Below are 19,544 nucleotides of genomic sequence, written 5' to 3'. Positions count from 1 at the left end.
TCGCGCCAAGCCGCATCGTCACGACGGCCTGCGCCTCAATGCGGCGGCATACCAATGCGGGGGGCAGGTGTCACGGGAGGCCGCCCATCGCCCTTTGCTGCCCCCATCAGCCCGGCGCTTCAGAACCAGGCGCGCCAAGCCTCCCACTCGGCCACGGCGCCGGCCAGGGCCGCGTAGCCGCCGGCATTGGGGTGGGTTCCGTCCCCCGCCGCGGCCTCGCTGGTCCATGCATCGGATCCCGTGGCCACGCCGAAGACCGGCAGGAACGGAACACCCAGTCGGGCGCAGAGGGGAGCGATGTCGCGCGACAGAGCCAGGATTCGTGCATCCGTCGAGGGATCGTCGCAGACGGGAAGCGGGCCGATCATCAGGGTTTTTCGCCAACCGGCGGCGTCTGCGAGAATTGCCCGTGTTGCATCGAGGGAGCTGTCATGGGCGACGCGGGTTCGGCCATCCATGAGGGTGCAATCGTTTGCGCCGAACGCGAAAACGAGCCGGCCGTCCAGCCCCTTGGGCAGGCGGGCTTCGGCCTCGCCGCGCCAGCGGCCCTGAATGTCGAGGCTGGTGTCGCGGCGAATGCCCAGATTGTAATGCGTGACGTCCCAGCCCGCGCGACGGGCCTCGGCACAGAGACGGCCCGTCCATCCGAGACAGGTGTCGTCACCGACCCCGTTCACGAAACTGTCGCCGATGAAGCAGATGCGCATGGATCGCCGCGACATCCCGGCCCTACCCCTCCGCCAGCGGCAGGCCCCGGCTCTCGGGGCTCCAGTGCAGGTCCGGCGTCGTGGGAAACAGGCGCTTGTGGGCGAGCACCGCGTAGGTGTCGGTCATGCCGGCGATGTAGTCGGCCACCCGGCGGGCGATGCGCCCCTCCCCCGCCGCCTCGAGCCCGGCCCGCCATTCCTCGGGCATGCAGGCAGGGTTCGTGCTGAAGGCATCGAACAGGTCCGCGACGATGATGTCCGCCTGCGCCCGCACCGCCAGCACGCTCGGGTGGCGGTACATCCGCGCGTAGAGGAAGCGCTTGATCGCGGCATCCGCCTCCTCCAGGGCCGGCGAGAAGGAGACGACCGCCTCGTCGGCCGCGCGGATATCGGCGACGGAAGCCGGTGCCAGGGCCTCGATCCGCCGGGTGCTCTCGGCGATCACGTCCTCGACGAAGCGGGTGATCACGCGCCGCGCCAGTTCGTGGATCTTTCGCGATTCCTCGAGATTCGGGTGCAGCGCGTCGATTTCGTCGAGGATGTCCCGGAGGAAGGGGACGCCGTCGAGATCCGACAGTTCGAACAGGCCCGCCCGCAGACCGTCGTCGAGGTCGTGGCTGTCATAGGCGATGTCGTCGGCCAGAGCCGCCGCCTGCGCCTCCGGCCCGGCGAAACGGGCGAGGGCGAGGTCGTTCTGCGCGTTGTATTCGAGGATGGCGGCGGGAATGCCCCGTGCCGCCCAGCGCGGGGTCGGGTCGCCCTCCTTCGTGAGGAGCGGGCCATTGTGCTTGACGAGGCCCTCCAGGGTCTCCCAGGCGAGGTTGAGCCCGTCGAACCCGGCATAGCGCCGCTCGAGCCGGGTCACGATCCGCAGGGCCTGGGCATTGTGGTCGAACCCGCCGTGAGCGGCCATGAGGGCATCGAGCGCGTCCTCGCCGGTATGGCCGAAACAGGTGTGGCCGAGGTCGTGGGAGAGCGCCAGCGCCTCCGCGAGGTCCTCGTCGAGGCCGAGCGCGCGGGCCAGCGCACGGGCGATCTGGCTGACTTCGAGGGTGTGGGTCAGACGGGTTCGGTAATGGTCGCCCTCGTGGTGGACGAAGACCTGGGTCTTGTGCTTGAGGCGGCGGAAGGCGGCCGAATGGATGATCCGGTCGCGGTCGCGCTGGAAGTCGCTGCGCGTGGGCGAGATCGCCTCCGGGATCAGCCGCCCGCGCGTGGCCGCCGGATCGGTGGCGTAGCGCGCCCGCCAGCGTTCGCCCCTGTGCCGCACGTCACCTCCTGAATGCGCCATCGCGCGCAACCATCATCCCGCGTTGCAGCGCGTCTCTACGGCGCATATCTTGTGTGGGCTAGCGCTTCTGGCAATCGACGAGAACTCAAGAGCATCACGATGGCCGACATCACCCTGACCCCCCGCGCGGCCAAGCGCATCAACGAGATCATGGGAGCCGAGCCTCCCGGCGCGTCCCTGCGGATCAGCGTGAACGGCGGCGGATGCTCGGGCTTCTCCTACGCCTTCGACATCGAGCGGGCGCGGGCCGAGGACGACGTGGTGATCGAGCGGGACGGCGCCACCGTCCTCGTCGATCCGGTTTCCCTCGAATACATGAGCGGATCGACCATCGATTTCGCCAACGACCTGATCGGCCAGGCCTTCAAGATCGAGAATCCGCAGGTCACCTCCTCCTGCGGCTGCGGCACCTCGTTCTCGCTCTGAGGCTTCGTCATTCCGTCACAGCACGGCGTGAGGCAGCGCGATTGCCTCGCCGTGGAAAAAGCGGCACGGATGCGGTTCGGCGCGGCACCGTTGCACGAAGCGCCTTTTTTCGCAGCGCCCCGGATCCGCTCATGATCGTCCCACAAGGTCGTCCCTTTCTCATGCGGACGGCTGGCCTTTCGGTCTGCGCCCTCCTCGTCTTCGGCGGCGGCGGCCCGATCGGCCCCTTGCCGGCCTCGGCGCAGGAAGCCGCCTCCGCCGTGCAGGACGTCACGCTCCAGAACGTGACGATGACCTTCGGCGGCACGGTCCTCACCGCGCCGCAGGTCATCGTCAGCGGCACGCGCCTGACGAAGGACGACCTTCTCGCCCTGCTCAGATCCGGCCCCGAGCCTCTGCCAGCGCGTCTCGCGAAGTTCGATGCCGCGAGCATCGTGATTCCCGAGCTTCGCTCCGAGATACGGGTCGGCCCCAGGACCCAGACCGTGATCTACCGCGACGTGACTGCCAAGGATGTGCGCGGCGGCCGCATCGCCCAGGCGGCAGCGGCGGGGGCGACGGCTGCCGAGGCGGGAGGCGGCGAGAAGCGCAGCGCCAGCTACGGCCGCATGGAGATGCGGGACGTCGATCTCACGGCGATGGCGCGTCTCTACGGTGAGGCCGGCGATGCCAAGAGCCCGATGATGCGCCTCTATGGCGCGTTCTCGGTCTCCGATACGCTGATGGAGGCCGACGGCACGGTGGTGAAGGTGGCGCGCATCGAGGGCACCGACCTCAGCGGGCGCCAGATTCCGGCGACCTGGACGGGCGCGCTGGACGCGATGGCGCGCGCGGACCAAGCTCAGGGCAATCCCGCCGACAGGGCGAGAATCTTCGGGGTGATGGCGGACGTTCTCGACGGCTTCTCCGTCGGCTCGGTCCAGGCCACCGGGCTCACCATCAGTCAGACGAAGGACGGCGAGCCCGTATCGATCGGCATGGGGCGCATGGTCCTGTCCTCCGGTGGCCTCAGCATGGAAGATCTCGGCTTCACCGCGGGCGATGCCGCCGGAAAGCTCGCGCGCTTGAGCGTCGCGGGCTTCTCCTTTGCCCCGACCGTGGTGGCCATGCGCAAGCTTTCGACCCAGGCCGGGGAGCCCACCGAAGCGGATTTGCGGCAGATGACGCCGGCGCTCGGCACCCTGGCATTCAAGGATCTGAGTCTCGACCTGCCGCCGGATGAGGTGCCCGCTTCGCCCAAGCCCCCCGGCGCCGCCTCGCCCGTGCTCCCTCCGGCCGCGACGGCGCCCACGCATATCGGCCTGCGCGACGGCGCCCTCGCCTTCGGCCCGCTGCGCGACGGGGTGCCAACCACCGGCCGGGCCAATCTCTCGGGTCTCACCCTTCCCGCCTCGGCGGTGGCCGGAATCCCGGGGCTCGGCTCCCTCGGCGCTTACGGCTACCGAGACCTCGACCTGAACGTCGTCGCCGACACGGCCTGGAACGAAGCCGCCAAGGAGCTCTCCTTCAGCGAGGTATCGGTGTCGGGCAAGGACATGGGCAGCGTGACGATCAACGGCACCCTCGGTGGTATCGGACCTGCGGTGTTCGACCCCGATCCGAGCGTCTCGACCTTCGCCATGCTGGGCGCCACCGCCAAGGCCCTCGACCTGCGGATCGAGAATACCGGCCTGTTCGAGCGCTTCATCGCCTCGCAGTCGAAGAGCCTGAGCCTCAAGCCTGAGGAACTGACCCAGGAATACGTCACCGCCACCACGTTCGGCGTGCCGGCCATCCTCGGCAATTCGGCCGGCGCCAAGGCCATCGGCGCGGCCCTGGGCCAGTTCGTGACAAAGCCTGGCACGTTCTTGCTCAGCGCCAAGGCGAAGAACGCCGGCGGCATCGGCATGCTCGAATTCAGCGCGGCCCCGACACCGGGCGCCGTCCTCGACAGGCTGGATGTGAGCGCGAAGGCGAATTAAGCGACCCGGGACGACGCCCGCGTCGCTCGCTCCCTACAGGAGGGGGCAGAGCGTTTGGGGCCGGGTTCAATTCAGTTCGCGCACCACGATCCGGCCATTTTCGGCCGACAGGGCGAGGCGGCCGGCCTTGAGGGCGAGCGCCTTCTCGCCGAACAGCGTCCGGCGCCAGCCGTGCAGGACGGCGATGTCGGCCTCGTCGTCTTCGGCGATGGCTTCGAGGTCATCCATCGTGGCGACGATCTTGGGCGCCACGTCCTCGGCCTCGCAGACCGCCTTGAGCAGCACTTTCAGCAATTCCACCACGGCGCCGTTGCCGCCCCGACCCCGGCTGCGCTCGGGCAGGACGATGTCGGACAGGTCGCGCTGGAAGCCGCGCTCCACGGCGGCGAGGATGTCCGTTCCGGTCCGCGAACGCTCGAAGCCCGCCGGGATCGAGCGCAGGCGCCCAAGGGCCTCGACGCTGCGCGGAGCGGAGGTGGCGATGTCGATCACCGCCTCGTCCTTGAGGATGCGCCCGCGCGGGACGTTGCGGGTCTGCGCCTCGCGCTCGCGCCATGCGGCGACCTCGGCCAGCACCGCGATCTCGCGCGGCTTGCGCATGCGGCCGGACAACCGGCGCCAGGCCTGGGCCGGATCGGCCTTGTAGGTCTCCGGCGAGGTGAGCACGCTCATCTCCTCGTCGAGCCACTCGCCGCGATCGGTGGAGAGGAGCTGCCCCGCCAGCACCTCGTAGACCTTCACCAGGTGGGTCACGTCGGAGAGGGCGTAGCTCGACTGGGCGTCGGAGAGCGGACGGCGCGACCAGTCGGTAAAGCGGGACGATTTGTCGATCTTGGCCTTGGCGACGTCGTTGACGAGTTGCTCGTAGGAGACCGAATCGCCGTAGCCGCAGACCATGGCGGCGACCTGCGTATCGAAGAACGGCTGCGGCAGAAGCCCGCCGAGCAGCCAGATGATCTCGAGATCCTGGCGCGCCGAGTGGAACACCTTGACCACGCCCTCGTCGGCCATCAGCGCGAAGAACGGCGCGAGGTCGATGTCGGGGGACAACGGGTCGACGAGCACACCCGACCCGTCCGGCCCCGCCATCTGGATGAGGCAGAGCTTGGGGTAGTAGGTCGTCTCCCGCATGAACTCCGTGTCGACGGTGACGAACGGCTGTCCGGCGAAACGGCTGCAGGCCTCGGCGAGAGCCGGCGTGGTGGCGATGAGATCCATGAGAGCCGGCTATATCGGAGGTTGACGCGCGAGGCGAGATCGTATCTCGCACCGCGCGCGCCTATCCCCCACATCCCGTGCTGCACGTCCCTCGTCAGGCGGCGCGCTTGCGGGGCCGGTTCCGGCGCGCGAGGCTGCGCACCAGTTCGGTACGCTGGCGCCGCTGGGCCTCGGCGCGGGCGAGAAGCCAGTCGAGGATGCCGGCATTCCTCCGAGGCCCGCCCTCCTCGGTCAGGCGCCGCATCCGGTCCACCCGGAAGCCGCGATAACCGCCGCGTGCGTGATCGATGCCGCCGAGCAGCGTCCGGCCGGGGCCGAGCCTCAACTCGCGCGCGTCGAGGGCACGCGTGCTCCAGAGACCGCGGGAATCCTCGTAGACGATCTCGAACCGGCCTTCGAGCGGCAGGACCTGCCATACGCCGGGCTTATGCTCGCCCCGTTCCGCGGGCTTCCCGCGTGCCGAGGGAGCCACTGCGGCCTCGTGCAAAATGTCGAAAAACGCGTTCGCATTCATGGGCTTGATATGGGAATGCACCCTCGTTCTCGTAAGGTCCCTCCCCCTCCGGCCCCTCGGCGGCGCCCGCTCCGGGTTCATCCCGGCTCCCGCTTACGCGCCCTGCCGTCGCGATCTCCTGGGATCGCCTTCACCTTGACTTGCCCGCCCTCGCGTGAATGGTGCGCCGCTCAATCTGAAGAGCCCGTCATGCACCGTTATCGTACCCATACCTGCGGGGCCCTCCGCCCGTCCGACGTCGGCGAGACCGTTCGCCTTTCCGGCTGGTGCCACCGCATCCGCGACCATGGCGGCGTGCTCTTCATCGATCTGCGCGATCATTACGGCCGCACCCAATGCGTGGTCGATTCCGATTCGAAGGCGTTCAAGACCGCCAACCTCGCCCGCTCGGAATGGGTGATCCGCATCGACGGACGCGTGCGCACGCGCCCTGCCGGCACCGAGAATGCCGACCTGCCCACCGGAACGGTGGAGGTCTATATCGACGACATCGAGGTTCTCGGCCCCGCCGGCGAGTTGCCGGTGCCGGTCTTCGGCGACCAGGACTACCCGGAGGAGACGCGCCTCAAGTACCGCTTCCTCGATCTGCGTCGCGACAAGCTGCACGCCAACATCATGAAGCGCGGCGCGATCATCGATTCGCTCCGCCGCCGCATGCGCGAAGGCGGCTTCTTCGAGTTCCAGACGCCCATCCTCACCGCCTCCAGCCCGGAAGGCGCCCGTGACTACCTGGTGCCGTCCCGCGTGCACCCCGGCAAGTTCTACGCGCTGCCGCAGGCGCCGCAGCAGTTCAAGCAGCTGACGATGATCGCCGGCTTCGACCGCTACTTCCAGATCGCGCCGTGTTTTCGCGACGAGGATGCCCGCGCCGACCGCTCGCCGGGCGAGTTCTACCAGCTCGACATCGAGATGAGCTTCGTCACCCAGGAGGACGTGTTCCAGTCGGTGGAGCCGGTCCTGCGCGACGTCTTCAAGGAATTCGCCGAGGGAAAGCGCGTCACCGAGACCTTCCCGCGCATCCCCTATGCCGAGGCGATGCTGAAATACGGTGTCGACAAGCCGGATCTGCGCAACCCGCTGATCATCGCCGACGTGACGGACGAGTTCGCCCGCGACGAGGTCGAGTTCAAGGCGTTCAAGGGGGTGATCAAGTCCGGCGGCGTGGTCCGCGCCATCCCGGCCACGGGGGCGGCCACCCAGCCGCGCTCGTTCTTCGACAAGCTCAACGACTTCGCCCGCGCCGAGGGCGCGCCGGGCCTCGGCTACATCATCTTCGAGGACGACAACGGCACGGTCACCGGCAAGGGGCCGATCGCCAAGTTCATCCCTTCGGAGATCCAGGCCCTCATCCGCGAGAAGACCGGCACGAAGGCCGGCGACGCGGTGTTCTTCTCCGCCGGCACCGAGGCCAAGGCCGCGGCTCTGGCCGGCAAGGCCCGCATCCGCATCGGCGACGAACTGAACCTCTCCGACAAGGACCAGTACGCGTTCTGCTGGATCACCGACTTCCCGATGTACGAGTGGAACGAGGACGAGAAGCGGATCGACTTCTCCCACAACCCGTTCTCGATGCCGAATTTCGACCGCGAGGAATTCCTCGCCCTCGATCCGAGCGAGGCCGAGAAGATCCTCGGCATCAAGGCGTTCCAGTACGACATCGTCTGCAACGGCACGGAGCTGTCCTCCGGCGCGATCCGTAACCACCGCCCCGAGGTGATGGAAAAAGCCTTCGGTCTCGCCGGCTACGGCCAAGAGGTGCTCGAAGAAAAATTCGGCGGCATGCTCAACGCGCTGAAGCTCGGCGCCCCGCCGCACGGCGGCATCGCGCCGGGAATCGACCGCATCGTCATGCTGCTCTGCGGCGAGCAGAACCTGCGCGAGGTGGTGCTGTTCCCCATGAACCAGCGCGCCGAGGACCTGATGATGGGCGCCCCCGCCGAGGCGACGCCGAAGCAGCTGCGTGAACTCCACATCCGGTTGAATCTGCCCGAGAAGCAGGGCTGAGCCGCGACACACCACCCTCCCCCCTCTGTGGGGGAGGGTACCTACGGAGCAGGCGGGAGAGGGGGGCGACCTCTCCGGATTGCGCGCTCCCCTCTCCCGACCCTCGCTGACGCGAGGGCCACCCTCCCCCGCAGAGGGGGGAGGGTTTGCAGCGCCCGATCCCTCCAACATTGACAGGGCCGACATGCCCTCCCTCGTCGCCATCGTCGTCAGCCATGACAGTGCGCATGCGCTGCCGACCTGTCTCACGGCGCTCGCAGCCGAGCACGTGCCGGCCATCGTCGTGGACAATGCGAGCCGCGACGGGTCGGCGGGCGTCGCCGAGGCGGCCGGGGCCAGGGTGGTCCGCAATCTTCGCAACGAGGGCTACGGCCGGGCCAACACCATCGGTATCCGCGCCGCCGACCGTGCGGAGCGCGTGCTCATCCTCAACCCGGACATCGTGCTGCGGGCCGGCGCGGTCGATGCGCTCCTGCGCGCGGCTGCCGCCTATCCGGATGCGGGCCTGCTCGCGCCGCGCCTGATGGAGCCGGACGGGCGGTTCTTCTACCAGCCACGCTCGCTGCTCGCGCCCTACCTCACCAACCCACCCGGCAACCGTGCCCTGCCCGACGGCGATGCCTGCGCGCCGTTCCTCTCCGGCGCTTGCCTGATGATCCGGCGGGACCTGTTCCTCGCCCTCGGCGGGTTCGATCCGAACATCTTCCTGTTCTACGAGGATGACGATTTGTGCCGCCGGGTCGCCGATTCCGGCCGCTCCCTGGTCCATGTCCACGGCGCGGTCGCCCTGCATGGGCGCGGGCGCTCGTCGGCGCCGGAGCCCGGCCGGGTCTTCCGCACCCGCTGGCATCAGGCCTGGTCGCGGGCCTATGTCTCGCGCAAGTACGGCCTGCCGGACCCGAGCCCGGCCATGCTCGCGGTCAACGCTCCGAAGGCGGCCTTGGCATCCCTGAGCTTCCGCCGGCCACTGATCGAGCGCTATGCCGGTTCGGCGGCCGGCGCCCTCGCTGCCATCCGTGGGCGCACCGCCCTCGCTCGGGAAGGGCTCGCATGAGCCTGCTCAATCCGACGGCTGCCCTGGCCCGCGCCGTCGCCGGCGTCGCGGCGCAGGGCTTCGTCGTCGTCGCCCGCAACACGCGCGGCGACAGCGTCTACCTGAAGCCGGAGGGCTGCACCTACGCGCTTCGGATCTCGAACCACGCCCGGACGCCCAAGCAGCGCAAGAACCATCCCGACGCGATCACCAGCCTGGTGATCCGGGCCTCCACCGGCCCGGCTCAGGTCGACGCCCTGGTCGAGACCGCCCTGCGCAATTTCGCCGGGGAGCGGCGCAAGCGCGAGGGAGACCGTGGCGGGGAGAGCGACGGGCCGGCCGTTCCGTGACCGGGCGGGCCGAGGATCAGGCGGAGGCAGAATCGCCCTCGGCCGCATCGCGAAAGTACGGCTCCACCGGGCCCTTCAGCTTCACCGTCATCGGGTTGCCGGCGCGGTCGAGGGTCTTGCCGGCCGACAGGCGGACCCAGCCTTCGCTGACGCAGTATTCCTCGACATTGGTCTTTTCGACGCCCTTGAAGCGGATGCCGATGCCGCGTTCCAGGATGGCCTCGTTGTAGAACGGGCTGGTCGGGTTCACCGCGAGGCGGTCGGGAGGCGTGTCGGACATCGGCGTTGCCTTGGGAATCGATGATCGGAGTCGAGCGATCGTTGACGCGTCGGGACGAAGGGTCCGGGTAAGCGATTCACGCCCCGCCCGCAACGCCGCCGGCCCTGGTCGCCCGTGCCGCCGCGATGAGATCGTCGATACGGTCGCTCTGAAGCAGGGGCACCAGAGCGTGCACCGCCTCGGGGGGCAGGTCCCACCACGCCGTCTCCAGCAGGGCCGCCACATGCTCCGGATCGAAGCGGTGGCGGATCACCCGCGCGGGGTTGCCGGCGACGATCGCGTAGGGCGGCACGTCCCGGCTGACGACGGCATGGGCCCCCACCACGGCGCCGTGCCCGATGGTGACGCCGGACAGGATCATGCAGCCTGAGCCGAGCCAGACGTCGCTGCCGATGGTCACGTCGCCGCGCGAGGCATGATAATCGGCCGGCGCCTCCACCCCCGGCCAGAGTCCCCCCATGGCCGCGAAGGGATAGGTGGTCACCCAGTCGAGGCGGTGGCCGCCGCCGAGGAGGATCTCGACCCTGTCGGCGATGGAACAATACCGGCCGATCGTAAGGTGCCGCCCAGCTTCCGGGAACCGCACTTTCGGACGGCCATAGGAGTACGAGCCGATGGAGAAACCATGGGTTTTCACCATTTTGGCGAGGTGCAGGCGGGTTTCGTTGTGCGGGTTGCGCCCACTCCGCAAGCGGTGCAACAGAGTTTTCAATCAATGCATCCCGAAGACCGGCGGGAAAGCTCCGCGGCGCCGTCAGAGCCCGCGATGAAGGGAGTGAGGCTCATGGGCGACAACATGTCCGACGATCTCAAATCCGGAGCCCTCGTCTACCACCGCCTACCCCGGCCCGGAAAGCTCGAGATCCAGGCGACGAAGCCGTTGGGGAACCAGCGCGACCTGGCGCTGGCCTATTCCCCCGGCGTCGCCGCGGCCTGCATGGCGATCTACGACGACCCGCAGGAGGCCGCCACACTCACCATCCGCCAGAACCTCGTGGCGGTGCTTACCAACGGCACCGCCGTGCTCGGTCTCGGCAATATCGGCCCCCTCGCCTCGAAGCCGGTGATGGAGGGCAAGGCGGTCCTGTTCAAGAAGTTCGCCGGGATCGACGTGTTCGACATCGAGGTGGACCAGAACGACGTCGGCAAGCTGGTGGACGTGGTCTGCTCCCTGGAGCCGACCTTCGGCGGCATCAATCTCGAGGACATCAAGGCACCCGAGTGCTTCGAGGTCGAGGAGCAGTGCCGGGCTCGGATGAACATCCCGGTCTTCCACGACGACCAGCACGGCACCGCGATCATCGTGGCGGCGGCCGTCCTCAACGCCCTGGAATTCGCCGGCAAGCAGCTCTCCGACGTCCGCATCGTCACCTCGGGCGCGGGCGCCGCGGCGCTCGCCTGCCTCAACCTGCTGGTGTCGCTCGGCGCCAGGGTCGAGAACATCACCGTCACCGACATCAAGGGCGTGGTCTACAAGGGCCGCGCCGAACTGATGGACCGCTGGAAGGACGTCTACGCCAAGGAGACCGAGGCCCGGACGCTGGCCGAGGTCATTCCGGGCGCCGACGTGTTCATCGGCCTCTCGGCCGGCGGCGTCCTGAAGCCGGAATACCTGGAGAAGATGGCCGAGAAGCCGCTGATCATGGCGCTCGCCAACCCCTATCCGGAGATCATGCCGGATCTGGCGCAGGCGAAGCGCCCCGACGCGATGATCTGTACCGGGCGCTCGGATTTCCCGAACCAGGTCAACAACGTCCTGTGCTTCCCCTACATCTTCCGCGGTGCCCTCGATGTCGGCGCCACGTCTATCAACGAGGAGATGAAGAAGGCCGCCGTGAAGGCGATCGCCGCGCTGGCCCGCGAGACTCCGTCCGACGTGGTCGCCCGCGCTTATGGCGGCGAGGCCCGGCCCTTCGGCCCGCATTCGCTGATTCCGAGCCCTTTCGATCCGCGCCTGATCCTGCGGATCGCCCCCGCCGTGGCGCAGGCCGCGATGGATTCGGGCGTCGCCGGCCGGCCGCTGGAGAACATCCAGGCCTACGCCGACAGTCTCGACCGCTTCGTCCATCGCTCCGGTTTCATCATGAAGCCGATCTTCACCAAGGCGAAGGAGAATCCCAAGCGCGTCCTCTACGCGGAGGGTGAGGACGAGCGCGTGCTGCGTGCCGCCCAGGCCATCGTCGAGGATCATGTGGCCCGACCCATCCTGGTGGGGCGCCCGCGGGTGATCGAGACCCGGATCAAGCGCTTCGGCCTGTCGATCCGGCAGGGCACCGATTTCGACCTGATCGATCCCGAGGACGATCCGCGCTACCGCGACTATGTCGCGACCTATCTCGAAGTCGCCGGCCGTCGCGGGATCACGCCGGATGCCGCGCGCACTCTGGTGCGCACCAACAACACCGTGATCGGCGCCATCGCCGTGCGCCGGGGCGAGGCGGACGCACTGATCTGCGGACTCGAGGGCCGGTTCGAGACGCGCCTGCGGGTAATCCGCGACGTGATCGGCCTCGCGCCGGGCGTGCTCGATTTCGCCGCCATGAGCCTCATCGTCACCAAGGAGGGCGCCTACTTCCTCGCCGACACCCATGTCCGGCCCGATCCCAGCGCCGAGGAGATCGCCGACGTGGCGGTGGCCTGCGCCGGCCACGTGGCGCGCTTCGGCCTCACTCCCAAGATCGCCCTCCTCAGCCACTCGGATTTCGGCCAGTCCGATTCCCGCTCGGCCCAGAAGATGCGCGCGGCGCTGGGGCTGATCCAGGGTCGCCGGCCGGACCTCCAGGTGGATGGCGAGATGCAGGCCGACACCGCCCTGTCCGGCCTGATCCGCGACCGGGTGCTGCCGGGCTCGCCCCTCAAGGGCTCTGCCAACGTCCTGATCTTCCCCAATCTCGACGCGGCCAACATCGCCTTCCAGTTCTCCAAGGTCCTGGCCGACGCCCTGCCCGTGGGGCCGCTGCTGATCGGCCCGGCCCGGCCCGCCCACATCCTGTCGCCGTCGGTGACGGCACGCGGCATCGTCAACGTCACCGCCGCGGCGGTGGTGGAGGCGCAGGCGAGCGCCGTCGAGCCGACGATCGCGTCGGTCGAGCCGGGTCTGACGCCCCTCTCCGAATAGGAAGAACAGGCGGGACGTCGCTCGTCCTCCGCGGCCGATACCATGAAAAAAGGCCCCCGATTCCTCGGGGGCCTTTTTCGTTCGTGTGCCCGGAAGCGGTGGGATCGGACAAGGCGGTCGCCGTAGGCGGCCTGAGTCACGGCGCCGAATCGGCCGCCGAGGTGAGCAGGTAGACGATGACCAGGGTGGTGACGGCCCAGGAGACGAGGCCATGACAACCGCTGGTGCTGGCCAGCGGCTTGCCCGAGAGGCGCCCGGCGAGGAACCCGCTGGCGAGCGAGGCGACGATGCCGGAGACGACCCACCACAGGCCGGCGCCGGTGGACAGACTGGCGGCGGACGGGGTGTCGTTGCCGGCGGGATCCAGGGTCGACAAGCCGATGCCGAGGCCGATCATGTTGAGGATCATCTGCGCCACGAGGGCCGCCACGGCGCCGGCGAAGATCGCGCCCCAGGAGACCTGATTGTACAGGGCCGGGCGGGCGTCGAGGTCCGGTGGCGTTGCGACGACAGGCTTCAGAGCGGGGGATTGAGCCAAGGAGGAGATCCTGAAAACAGATGTGAAGGATGAGGATCACGCGCAAGGACACCGTCGCCCCGGCAGAATTTTGCGGGGAGCGTGAAGTCGTTCGTGTCTTCGATATCCAGGGACGCGTTCCAGCTTCCCCGACACGCTCGGGGAGGCTGGAAATCAGCGCCGGTCCACGTGCATCGTCGGGGAATGTTCGCTCCGCCCGACGGAAATCCATCCGCCCATCATCCCGTCGGTCCTCGCCTACCGGCGAGCGGATCGTGTCGGGATTTCCCTTGAGATCCGGCGCGTGAAAACTGGCCACTGGATTGCATACAGGATTCGGATCAAGGGCCGGTCGGGAGATTCCAATGTGCCGTGGTGACGATCCGAACTGCACCCATTTCGCCGAGCATCGCCGCCGTTTCCTCGGCGACCTCGCGCCCGAGCGGCGGGCCTTCCTCAAGAGCGGCTTCGTCGCCACCGGGGGCGCGGCGGCGATGGCGGCCGGCGGCCTGTCCCTCGTCGGCCCCGCGCTGGCGCAGACGAGCGCCAAGGGCATCCGGCAGACGGCGCATTATCATCTGCCGGCCACCGCCGAGACCGTCCATTGGGGCTATTTCTCGAAACTGCTGAAGCCCCAGGTCGAGATCGCGTCCGGCGACTACGTCACCATCGAGACCCTGACCCACCACGCCAACGACGATGCCGAGCGCATGGTGACGGGCGATCCCGGCGCCGAGAGCGTGTTCCTCTGGACCAAGGACAAGAAGGGTGTGGCCCGCCGCGGCGCCGGGCCGGAGACCGGCCCCCTCGGACCGGGCGGGGGGCTCGGCGTCCACATCTGTACCGGCCCGGTGGCGATCCGCGGCGCGGAGCCCGGCGACGTGCTGGAGGTGCGCATCCTCGATGTGGCGCCCCGCCCCTGCGCCAACCCCGCCTTCAAGGGCCGCAGCTTCGGCAGCAACGCCGCCGCCTGGTGGGGCTACCACTACAAGGACATGATCACCGGCGACCGGGCGCGCGAGGTCATCACCATCTATGAAGTCGATGCGAGCGGCGCCCGCGACTGGGCGAAGGCGGTGTACAATTTCCGCTGGCCGGGGGTCACCGATCCGTTCGGCGTGGCGCATCCCACCATCGATTATCCGGGCATTCCCGTCGACCACACCAAGACGCAGCGCAATTTCGACGTGCTCAAGGGGGTGCGCGTGCCGATCCGCCCGCATTTCGGCACCATGGGCCTCGCGCCCAAGGAGGCCGACATGGTGAACTCGATTCCCCCGAGTTACACCGGCGGCAACATCGACAACTGGCGCATCGGCAAGGGCGCGACGATGTACTATCCCGTCGCGGTGCCGGGCGCCCTGTTCTCGGTGGGCGATCCGCATGCCAGCCAGGGCGATTCCGAACTCTGCGGCACCGCCATCGAGTGCTCGCTCACCGGCACCTTCCAGTTCGTCCTGCACAAGAAGGCGGATCTCGCCGGCACGGCCCTTGAGACCCTCGATTTCCCGATGATCGAGACGTCCGAGGATTGGGTGCTCTCGGGCTTCAGCTACCCGAACTACCTCGCCGATCTCGGCCCCGACGCGCAGAACGAGATCTTCTCCAAATCCTCCATCGACCTCGCCATGCGCGATGCTTTCCGCAAGATGCGGTCCTTCCTGATGCAGGCGAAGGGGCTGACGGAGGACGAGGCGATCTCGCTGATGTCCATCGCCGTCGATTTCGGCATTACCCAGGTGGTGGACGGCAATTGGGGCGTCCACGCCATCGTCAAGAAAGCGATCTTCGCGGACAGGCCGGCGTGACGCGCCGCGTCGTCGATCAGCCGATGAGGTGCCGTCGCAGCATGAAGAGATAGAAGACCTCGGCGGCGATCAGGATGGCTCCGACCGTCGCCATGTTTCGGGCGACAGCGGACCCGTCGTCGCCGGGGCCATGGCTGACGGCCACCGTCGCCATGACGATCAGGCCGATCGCCGGGATGAATCCGAGCGCGATCCATGTGGGCGCGTACCATGTCGGCTGCCCGTTCAGGCCCCATTGCATCGGAAGCCGGTCGAGATCACCCACCCAAGAGCCCGCAAGGGCCGACAGGCATGAAAGAATGACGAGAGTCAGGACGGCGAAGACGTAGACGGTCGGCATCGACAATCCTCCGAACGGCCGAGGCTATGACCCCGCGACGCTATCAGGCGGTATCGATCCGCCCTTCCAGACCCAGCACCCGGCCGAGGCCGCGGACGCGGTTGAGGAGGCGATCGCCCGGCAGCGCGGCCAAATTCGAAGGCAGGGTCAGGGTCACCCGTCGATCCGCGACGAGGAGGGGCATGCGGGCCAGCGCCCCCTCCATTCCCGCCGAGATCGGGAAGGCGACACGCAGGAGGGCGCCGAGGAGGCGGGCCCGTTCGAACAGGCGCGGCCCGGCGAGACTGCGCAGCATCGGACTGGCCTTGTCCGCCGCGACGCCCTCGTGGCGGAAATAGACCGCCAGGGCGAGATAGGCCCGTCCGGGGTGGTCGATCCCGACGAAGGCGGCATGCGTGATGACGTTGATGCTCTGTTCACCCCGGTAATCGGGATGCGCGCGCCAGCCGATATCCGAGAGGAGACAGGCGGCGTGCCGCAGGCGGCGCTCGTCGGCCGTCTCCGGCCCGTCGAGGGTGGCGACGAACCGGTCGGTCCAGGCGATGAGGTCGCTGCCGTGGCCCGGTGAGCGGGCGCGGAGTCGGTTCAGTTCCGCCGCCGCCGCGAGGAGCGGGTCGGTGAGGCGGGTGTCGCGGTCGAGCTGCTCGTAGAGCAGCCCCTCGCGCACCCCGGAGGCCGAGATGGCGAGCTCGCGGGGGCGGCCGACGCGGATGATCTCCTCCAGCACCACGGCGCCATAGGCGAGGAGGGGCCGGCGCGCCTCCGAGACGGCCTCCACGTCCTGCAGCAGGGCGGCGTCGGTGCGCTCCACCACTTCGAGGAAGCTGAGTTCGTCGGAAGGCTCGATGCTGTAGCCGTGCATGACGTGGAGCGGGTAGCCCCGCGCGGCCTGATGCAGGCGGGCGAGCGCCCGCCAGGTGCCGCCCACCGCGTAGAAGCTGCGCCCGCGCAGGGTCTCCAACTGGGGGGCTGCCTTCGCGAGGTTCTCGCGGGCGATCTTGAGGGCCTTCTTCACCGACCCGCCGGAGAGATCCTGAAGGGCGAGACCGCCGAGCGGCATCGTCACCCCCTGCCCCACCGTGGCGCCGCGCACGTCCACCAGTTCGAGGGAGCCGCCGCCGAGATCGCCGACGACCCCATCCGGCGTATGGAAACCGGAGATCACACCGAGGGCGGAGAGCTCCGCTTCCCGCCGCCCCGACAGGAGCTCGATCCGGTGGCCGCAGGCGGCCTCCGCCGCGGCGAGGAATTCCGGGCCGTTCTGCGCGTCGCGCGCGGCGGCCGTGGCCAGCACGAAGACGCGGCCGACGCGCATGGTCTCGCAGAGGATGCGGAAGCGCGCCAACGCGCTGAGGGCGCGCCGAACCGCCTCCTCGTTGAGCCGGCCCGTGCTGAACACGTTACGGCCGAGGCCACACAGGACCTTCTCGTTGTAGAGCGGCGTCGGCGCGCGGTTCAGGCCGTCATAGGCCACGAGCCGCACGGAATTCGACCCGATGTCGATGATCGCTACCGGTTCCACGCGATCTTGCACGCCGGGATCCCCCTGAGTCGTGAAGCCCGTACCTGTCATGCCGTCACGAGGAAGTCCCACGACCAGCTCCTGCCGGTATCGCCCGCTCAAGGACGCTGGGCTCTACGGCTCAGCGCGCGCGGACTCGACTTCTTCGAGGACTTGCCCCGGCCGGACAGGCTCGGGTTCGTCATGAAGTACTTATGCGCGTTGAACGGCTCCTCGCCCTCGGAGGGCTGGACACGTTCACTCGCTCCAGACGCCAGTACACGCCAGCTCTGCTGGTTGTCGAGGAGATTGGCGAGCATGATCTGGTCCAGCACCTGCTGATGCACCGTTTGGTTAGTGATCGGCAACAGCGCCTCCACGCGCCGTTCGAGGTTGCGGGTCATCAGGTCGGCCGACGAGATCGACACCGTCGCCTTCGGGTGCGGAAGGCCGAACCCGTTGCCGAAGGCGTAGATCCGCTCGTGTTCGAGGAAGCGCCCGACGATGGATTTCACCCGGATCGTATCCGATAGGCCGGGAATGCCGGGCCGGAGGCAGCAGATGCCGCGCACGATGCAATCGATCTGCACCCCAGCCTGGGACGCGTCGTAGAGCGCGTCGATGATCTGCCCGTCCACCAGGGAGTTGCACTTGATCCAGATCGCCGCCGGCCGCCCGGCTTTGGCATGGGCCACTTCCGCCGCGATGTTTTCCAGGAGCCGGGGCTTGAGGGTCAGCGGCGAGACCGCCATGCGCTCGAGTTCGGCCGGTTCGGCATAGCCGGTGATGTAGTTGAACATGCGGCTGACGTCGCGGGCCACCGCCGGGTCGGCGGTGAAGAACGACAGGTCGGTGTAAACCCGCGCCGTGATCGGGTGATAGTTGCCGGTGCCCACATGGCAGTAGCTCACGAGCTTGTCGCCCTCGCGCCGCACCACCATCGACAGCTTGGCGTGGGTCTTCAGCTCGATGAAGCCGAACACCACCTGCGCGCCGGCCTTCTCCAGGTCGCGGGCCCAGCGGATATTGGCCTCCTCGTCGAAGCGCGCCTTCAGCTCCACCAGCGCCGTCACGGACTTGCCGAGTTCGGCAGCCTCCGCCAGCGCCGCCACGATCGGCGAGTTCGAGGAGGTGCGGTAGAGCGTCTGCTTGATCGCCACCACGTTGGGGTCGCGGGCGGCCTGGGCCAGGAACTGCACCACCGCGTCGAAGGATTCGTAGGGGTGGTGGACGATGAAGTCCTTCTGCCGGATGGCGGCGAAGACGTCGCCGCCGCTCTCGCGGATGCGCTCGGGGAAGCGCGGGTTGTACGACTTGAACTTCAGGTCCGGCCGGTCGATCCCCACGATCTGCGACAATTCGTTGAGGGCGAGCATGCCCTCGACCACGAAGATCGCGTCGTAGCCGATCTCGAGTTCGTCGGCGACGAAGGCGCGCAGATCCTCCGGCATTCCCGCCTCGACTTCGAGCCTGATGACGACGCCGCGGCGGCGCTGCTTCAGGGCGCTCTCGAAATGCAGGACGAGGTCTTCGGCCTCCTCCTCGATCTCGAGGTCGGAATCGCGGATCACCCGGAACGCCCCCTGCCCTTTCACGAAGTAGCCCGGGAACAGGCGGCCGGTGAACAGGACGATGACCTGCTCGATGGCGATGAAGCGGGCGGTGGATTCCCCCGCGACCTCCGGCAGGCGCACGAAGCGGTCCAGGACGGCGGGCAGCCGGATCAGGGCGCGCAGGGTCCGCCCGTCGCGGGGGCGCACCATCATCAGGGCGATGCTGGAGCCGAGGTTCGACAGGAACGGAAACGGATGGGCCGGGTCGATGGCGAGCGGCGTCAGCACCGGGAAGACGTGGCTGAGGAAGTACTCCTCGAGCCAGGCCTTGTGATCGGGGGTGAGGTTGCCGGGCTCCACGAGGTCGACGCCGACACCGTGGAGGTCGTCACGCAACTCGCGCCAGCGCCGCTGCTGGTCGAGGGCGAGGCGGGAGACTTCGGAACCGATCCGGGTGAGCTGCTCGGACGGGCTGAGCCCGTCCTGCGACGGCTGGATCAGGCCGGCGCGGACCTGGTCGTGCAGGCCCGCCACGCGGACCATGAAGAACTCGTCGAGGTTGTTGGCCGAGATCGATAGGAAGCGCAGCTGCTCCAGCAGCGGATGGCTGGCGTTGGAGGCCTCTTCCAGCACCCGGCGGTTGAACTGCAGCCAGGACAGTTCCCGGTTCACGAAGCGCTCGGGCGAATGGCGCAGGGCGCGGCCGGCGGCGAGCACGGTCTCCCGCGCCACGGGTTCGACTGTCGCTCGTTCTGTCGCCGTGTCGGCCATGATCGTCTCCGCCAGAATCGAGCCCGATTCCGTCTGTGCCTCGGGGGCCTCGTCGAACGAGGCCGATTCTGCCGGGAGAGGCGCTCCGGGGCCGGGCTTCGTCGTCCGTGTCCGAACGGTCGCGGGGCGAACCGGACCGGCCTCCGCCGGCC

Annotated in this window: 16 protein-coding genes and 1 pseudogene; 7 read left to right on the top strand and 10 right to left on the bottom strand. The window is 68.5% G+C overall.

Going from position 1 to position 19,544, the window contains the following annotated elements; genetic code table 11:
• Nucleotides 1-119 precede the first annotated feature (119 nt).
• The gene (locus tag FV220_RS06710) at nt 120-707 is read right to left on the bottom strand and encodes a GDSL-type esterase/lipase family protein (protein ID WP_056149402.1); all 588 of its coding nucleotides are present in this window, start codon (nt 705-707) and stop codon (nt 120-122) included.
• 22 nt (nt 708-729) lie between these two features.
• On the bottom strand, nt 730-1,998 hold the full coding sequence (locus FV220_RS06705; RefSeq protein WP_147830315.1) for a deoxyguanosinetriphosphate triphosphohydrolase: 1,269 nt from the start codon (nt 1,996-1,998) through the stop codon (nt 730-732).
• A gap of 99 nt (nt 1,999-2,097) precedes the next feature.
• Between FV220_RS06705 and FV220_RS06700 the strand changes: the two genes are divergently transcribed.
• A complete protein-coding gene (locus FV220_RS06700) occupies nt 2,098-2,424 on the top strand; it encodes an iron-sulfur cluster assembly accessory protein (RefSeq protein WP_018043514.1) in 327 nt (108 codons plus the stop codon).
• A 131-nt stretch (nt 2,425-2,555) separates the two neighbouring features.
• Nucleotides 2,556-4,385 (top strand): hypothetical protein, encoded by a 1,830-nt coding sequence (locus FV220_RS06695; protein ID WP_246689394.1) that lies wholly within the window; start codon nt 2,556-2,558, stop codon nt 4,383-4,385.
• A 66-nt stretch (nt 4,386-4,451) separates the two neighbouring features.
• Here the strand turns inward: FV220_RS06695 and rnd are convergent, their stop codons facing one another.
• Nucleotides 4,452-5,603: a ribonuclease D gene (gene rnd, locus FV220_RS06690; RefSeq protein ID WP_056149395.1), complete on the bottom strand. Its 1,152-nt coding sequence runs from the start codon at nt 5,601-5,603 to the stop codon at nt 4,452-4,454.
• Nucleotides 5,604-5,697: 94 nt separating this feature from the next.
• Nucleotides 5,698-6,117 carry a hypothetical protein gene (locus FV220_RS06685; protein ID WP_187273347.1) on the bottom strand — a complete coding sequence of 140 codons (420 nt, stop codon included), beginning with the start codon at nt 6,115-6,117 and terminating at the stop codon, nt 5,698-5,700.
• A gap of 189 nt (nt 6,118-6,306) precedes the next feature.
• On the opposite strand from FV220_RS06685, the gene aspS reads away from it, so the two are divergent.
• From aspS to FV220_RS06670, 3 genes are all read left to right on the top strand, one after another.
• Nucleotides 6,307-8,121 carry an aspartate--tRNA ligase gene (gene aspS / locus FV220_RS06680; RefSeq protein ID WP_147830311.1) on the top strand — a complete coding sequence of 605 codons (1,815 nt, stop codon included), beginning with the start codon at nt 6,307-6,309 and terminating at the stop codon, nt 8,119-8,121.
• Between the two features lie 184 nt (nt 8,122-8,305).
• Nucleotides 8,306-9,175, top strand: coding sequence for a glycosyltransferase family 2 protein (locus tag FV220_RS06675; RefSeq protein ID WP_056149391.1), 870 nt, complete (start codon nt 8,306-8,308; stop codon nt 9,173-9,175).
• A complete protein-coding gene (locus FV220_RS06670; RefSeq protein WP_056149388.1) occupies nt 9,172-9,504 on the top strand; it encodes a hypothetical protein in 333 nt (110 codons plus the stop codon). The genes FV220_RS06675 and FV220_RS06670 overlap by 4 nt, the downstream gene beginning before the upstream one ends.
• 16 nt (nt 9,505-9,520) lie before the next feature.
• Here the strand turns inward: FV220_RS06670 and FV220_RS06665 are convergent, their stop codons facing one another.
• Both FV220_RS06665 and FV220_RS06660 read right to left on the bottom strand, forming a co-directional pair.
• Nucleotides 9,521-9,784, bottom strand: a complete 264-nt coding sequence (locus FV220_RS06665) for a DUF3297 family protein (RefSeq protein ID WP_018043507.1) — start codon at nt 9,782-9,784, stop codon at nt 9,521-9,523.
• 76 nt (nt 9,785-9,860) lie between these two features.
• Nucleotides 9,861-10,484 (bottom strand): CatB-related O-acetyltransferase, encoded by a 624-nt coding sequence (locus tag FV220_RS06660; RefSeq protein WP_147830309.1) that lies wholly within the window; start codon nt 10,482-10,484, stop codon nt 9,861-9,863.
• Between the two features lie 84 nt (nt 10,485-10,568).
• On the opposite strand from FV220_RS06660, the gene FV220_RS06655 reads away from it, so the two are divergent.
• A complete protein-coding gene (locus FV220_RS06655) occupies nt 10,569-12,902 on the top strand; it encodes an NADP-dependent malic enzyme (protein ID WP_147830307.1) in 2,334 nt (777 codons plus the stop codon).
• 154 nt (nt 12,903-13,056) lie between these two features.
• Here FV220_RS06655 and FV220_RS06650 read toward each other — a convergent pair.
• Nucleotides 13,057-13,422: pseudogene (locus FV220_RS06650) on the bottom strand (PhnA-like protein); the annotation flags it as partial.
• Nucleotides 13,423-13,784: 362 nt separating this feature from the next.
• Between FV220_RS06650 and FV220_RS06645 the strand changes: the two are divergent.
• Nucleotides 13,785-15,227, top strand: a complete 1,443-nt coding sequence (locus FV220_RS06645) for an acetamidase/formamidase family protein (RefSeq protein ID WP_018043503.1) — start codon at nt 13,785-13,787, stop codon at nt 15,225-15,227.
• Between the two features lie 16 nt (nt 15,228-15,243).
• Here FV220_RS06645 and FV220_RS06640 read toward each other — a convergent pair whose 3' ends face one another.
• The 3 genes from FV220_RS06640 to FV220_RS06630 all read right to left on the bottom strand — a co-directional run bounded on the left by FV220_RS06640 (nt 15,244) and on the right by FV220_RS06630 (nt 19,392).
• Nucleotides 15,244-15,567, bottom strand: coding sequence for a hypothetical protein (locus FV220_RS06640; protein WP_056149386.1), 324 nt, complete (start codon nt 15,565-15,567; stop codon nt 15,244-15,246).
• Nucleotides 15,568-15,610: 43 nt separating this feature from the next.
• Nucleotides 15,611-17,101 (bottom strand): exopolyphosphatase, encoded by a 1,491-nt coding sequence (ppx, locus tag FV220_RS06635; protein ID WP_246689393.1) that lies wholly within the window; start codon nt 17,099-17,101, stop codon nt 15,611-15,613.
• An 86-nt stretch (nt 17,102-17,187) separates the two neighbouring features.
• Nucleotides 17,188-19,392, bottom strand: coding sequence for an RNA degradosome polyphosphate kinase (locus FV220_RS06630; protein WP_238253948.1), 2,205 nt, complete (start codon nt 19,390-19,392; stop codon nt 17,188-17,190).
• Nucleotides 19,393-19,544: the final 152 nt, after the last annotated feature.

Origin of the sequence: Methylobacterium sp. WL19 (assembly GCF_008040005.1) — a bacterium.
Taxonomy (GTDB): Bacteria; Pseudomonadota; Alphaproteobacteria; order Rhizobiales; family Beijerinckiaceae; genus Methylobacterium; species Methylobacterium bullatum.
This window is presented reverse-complemented; position numbering and strand designations above follow the sequence as displayed.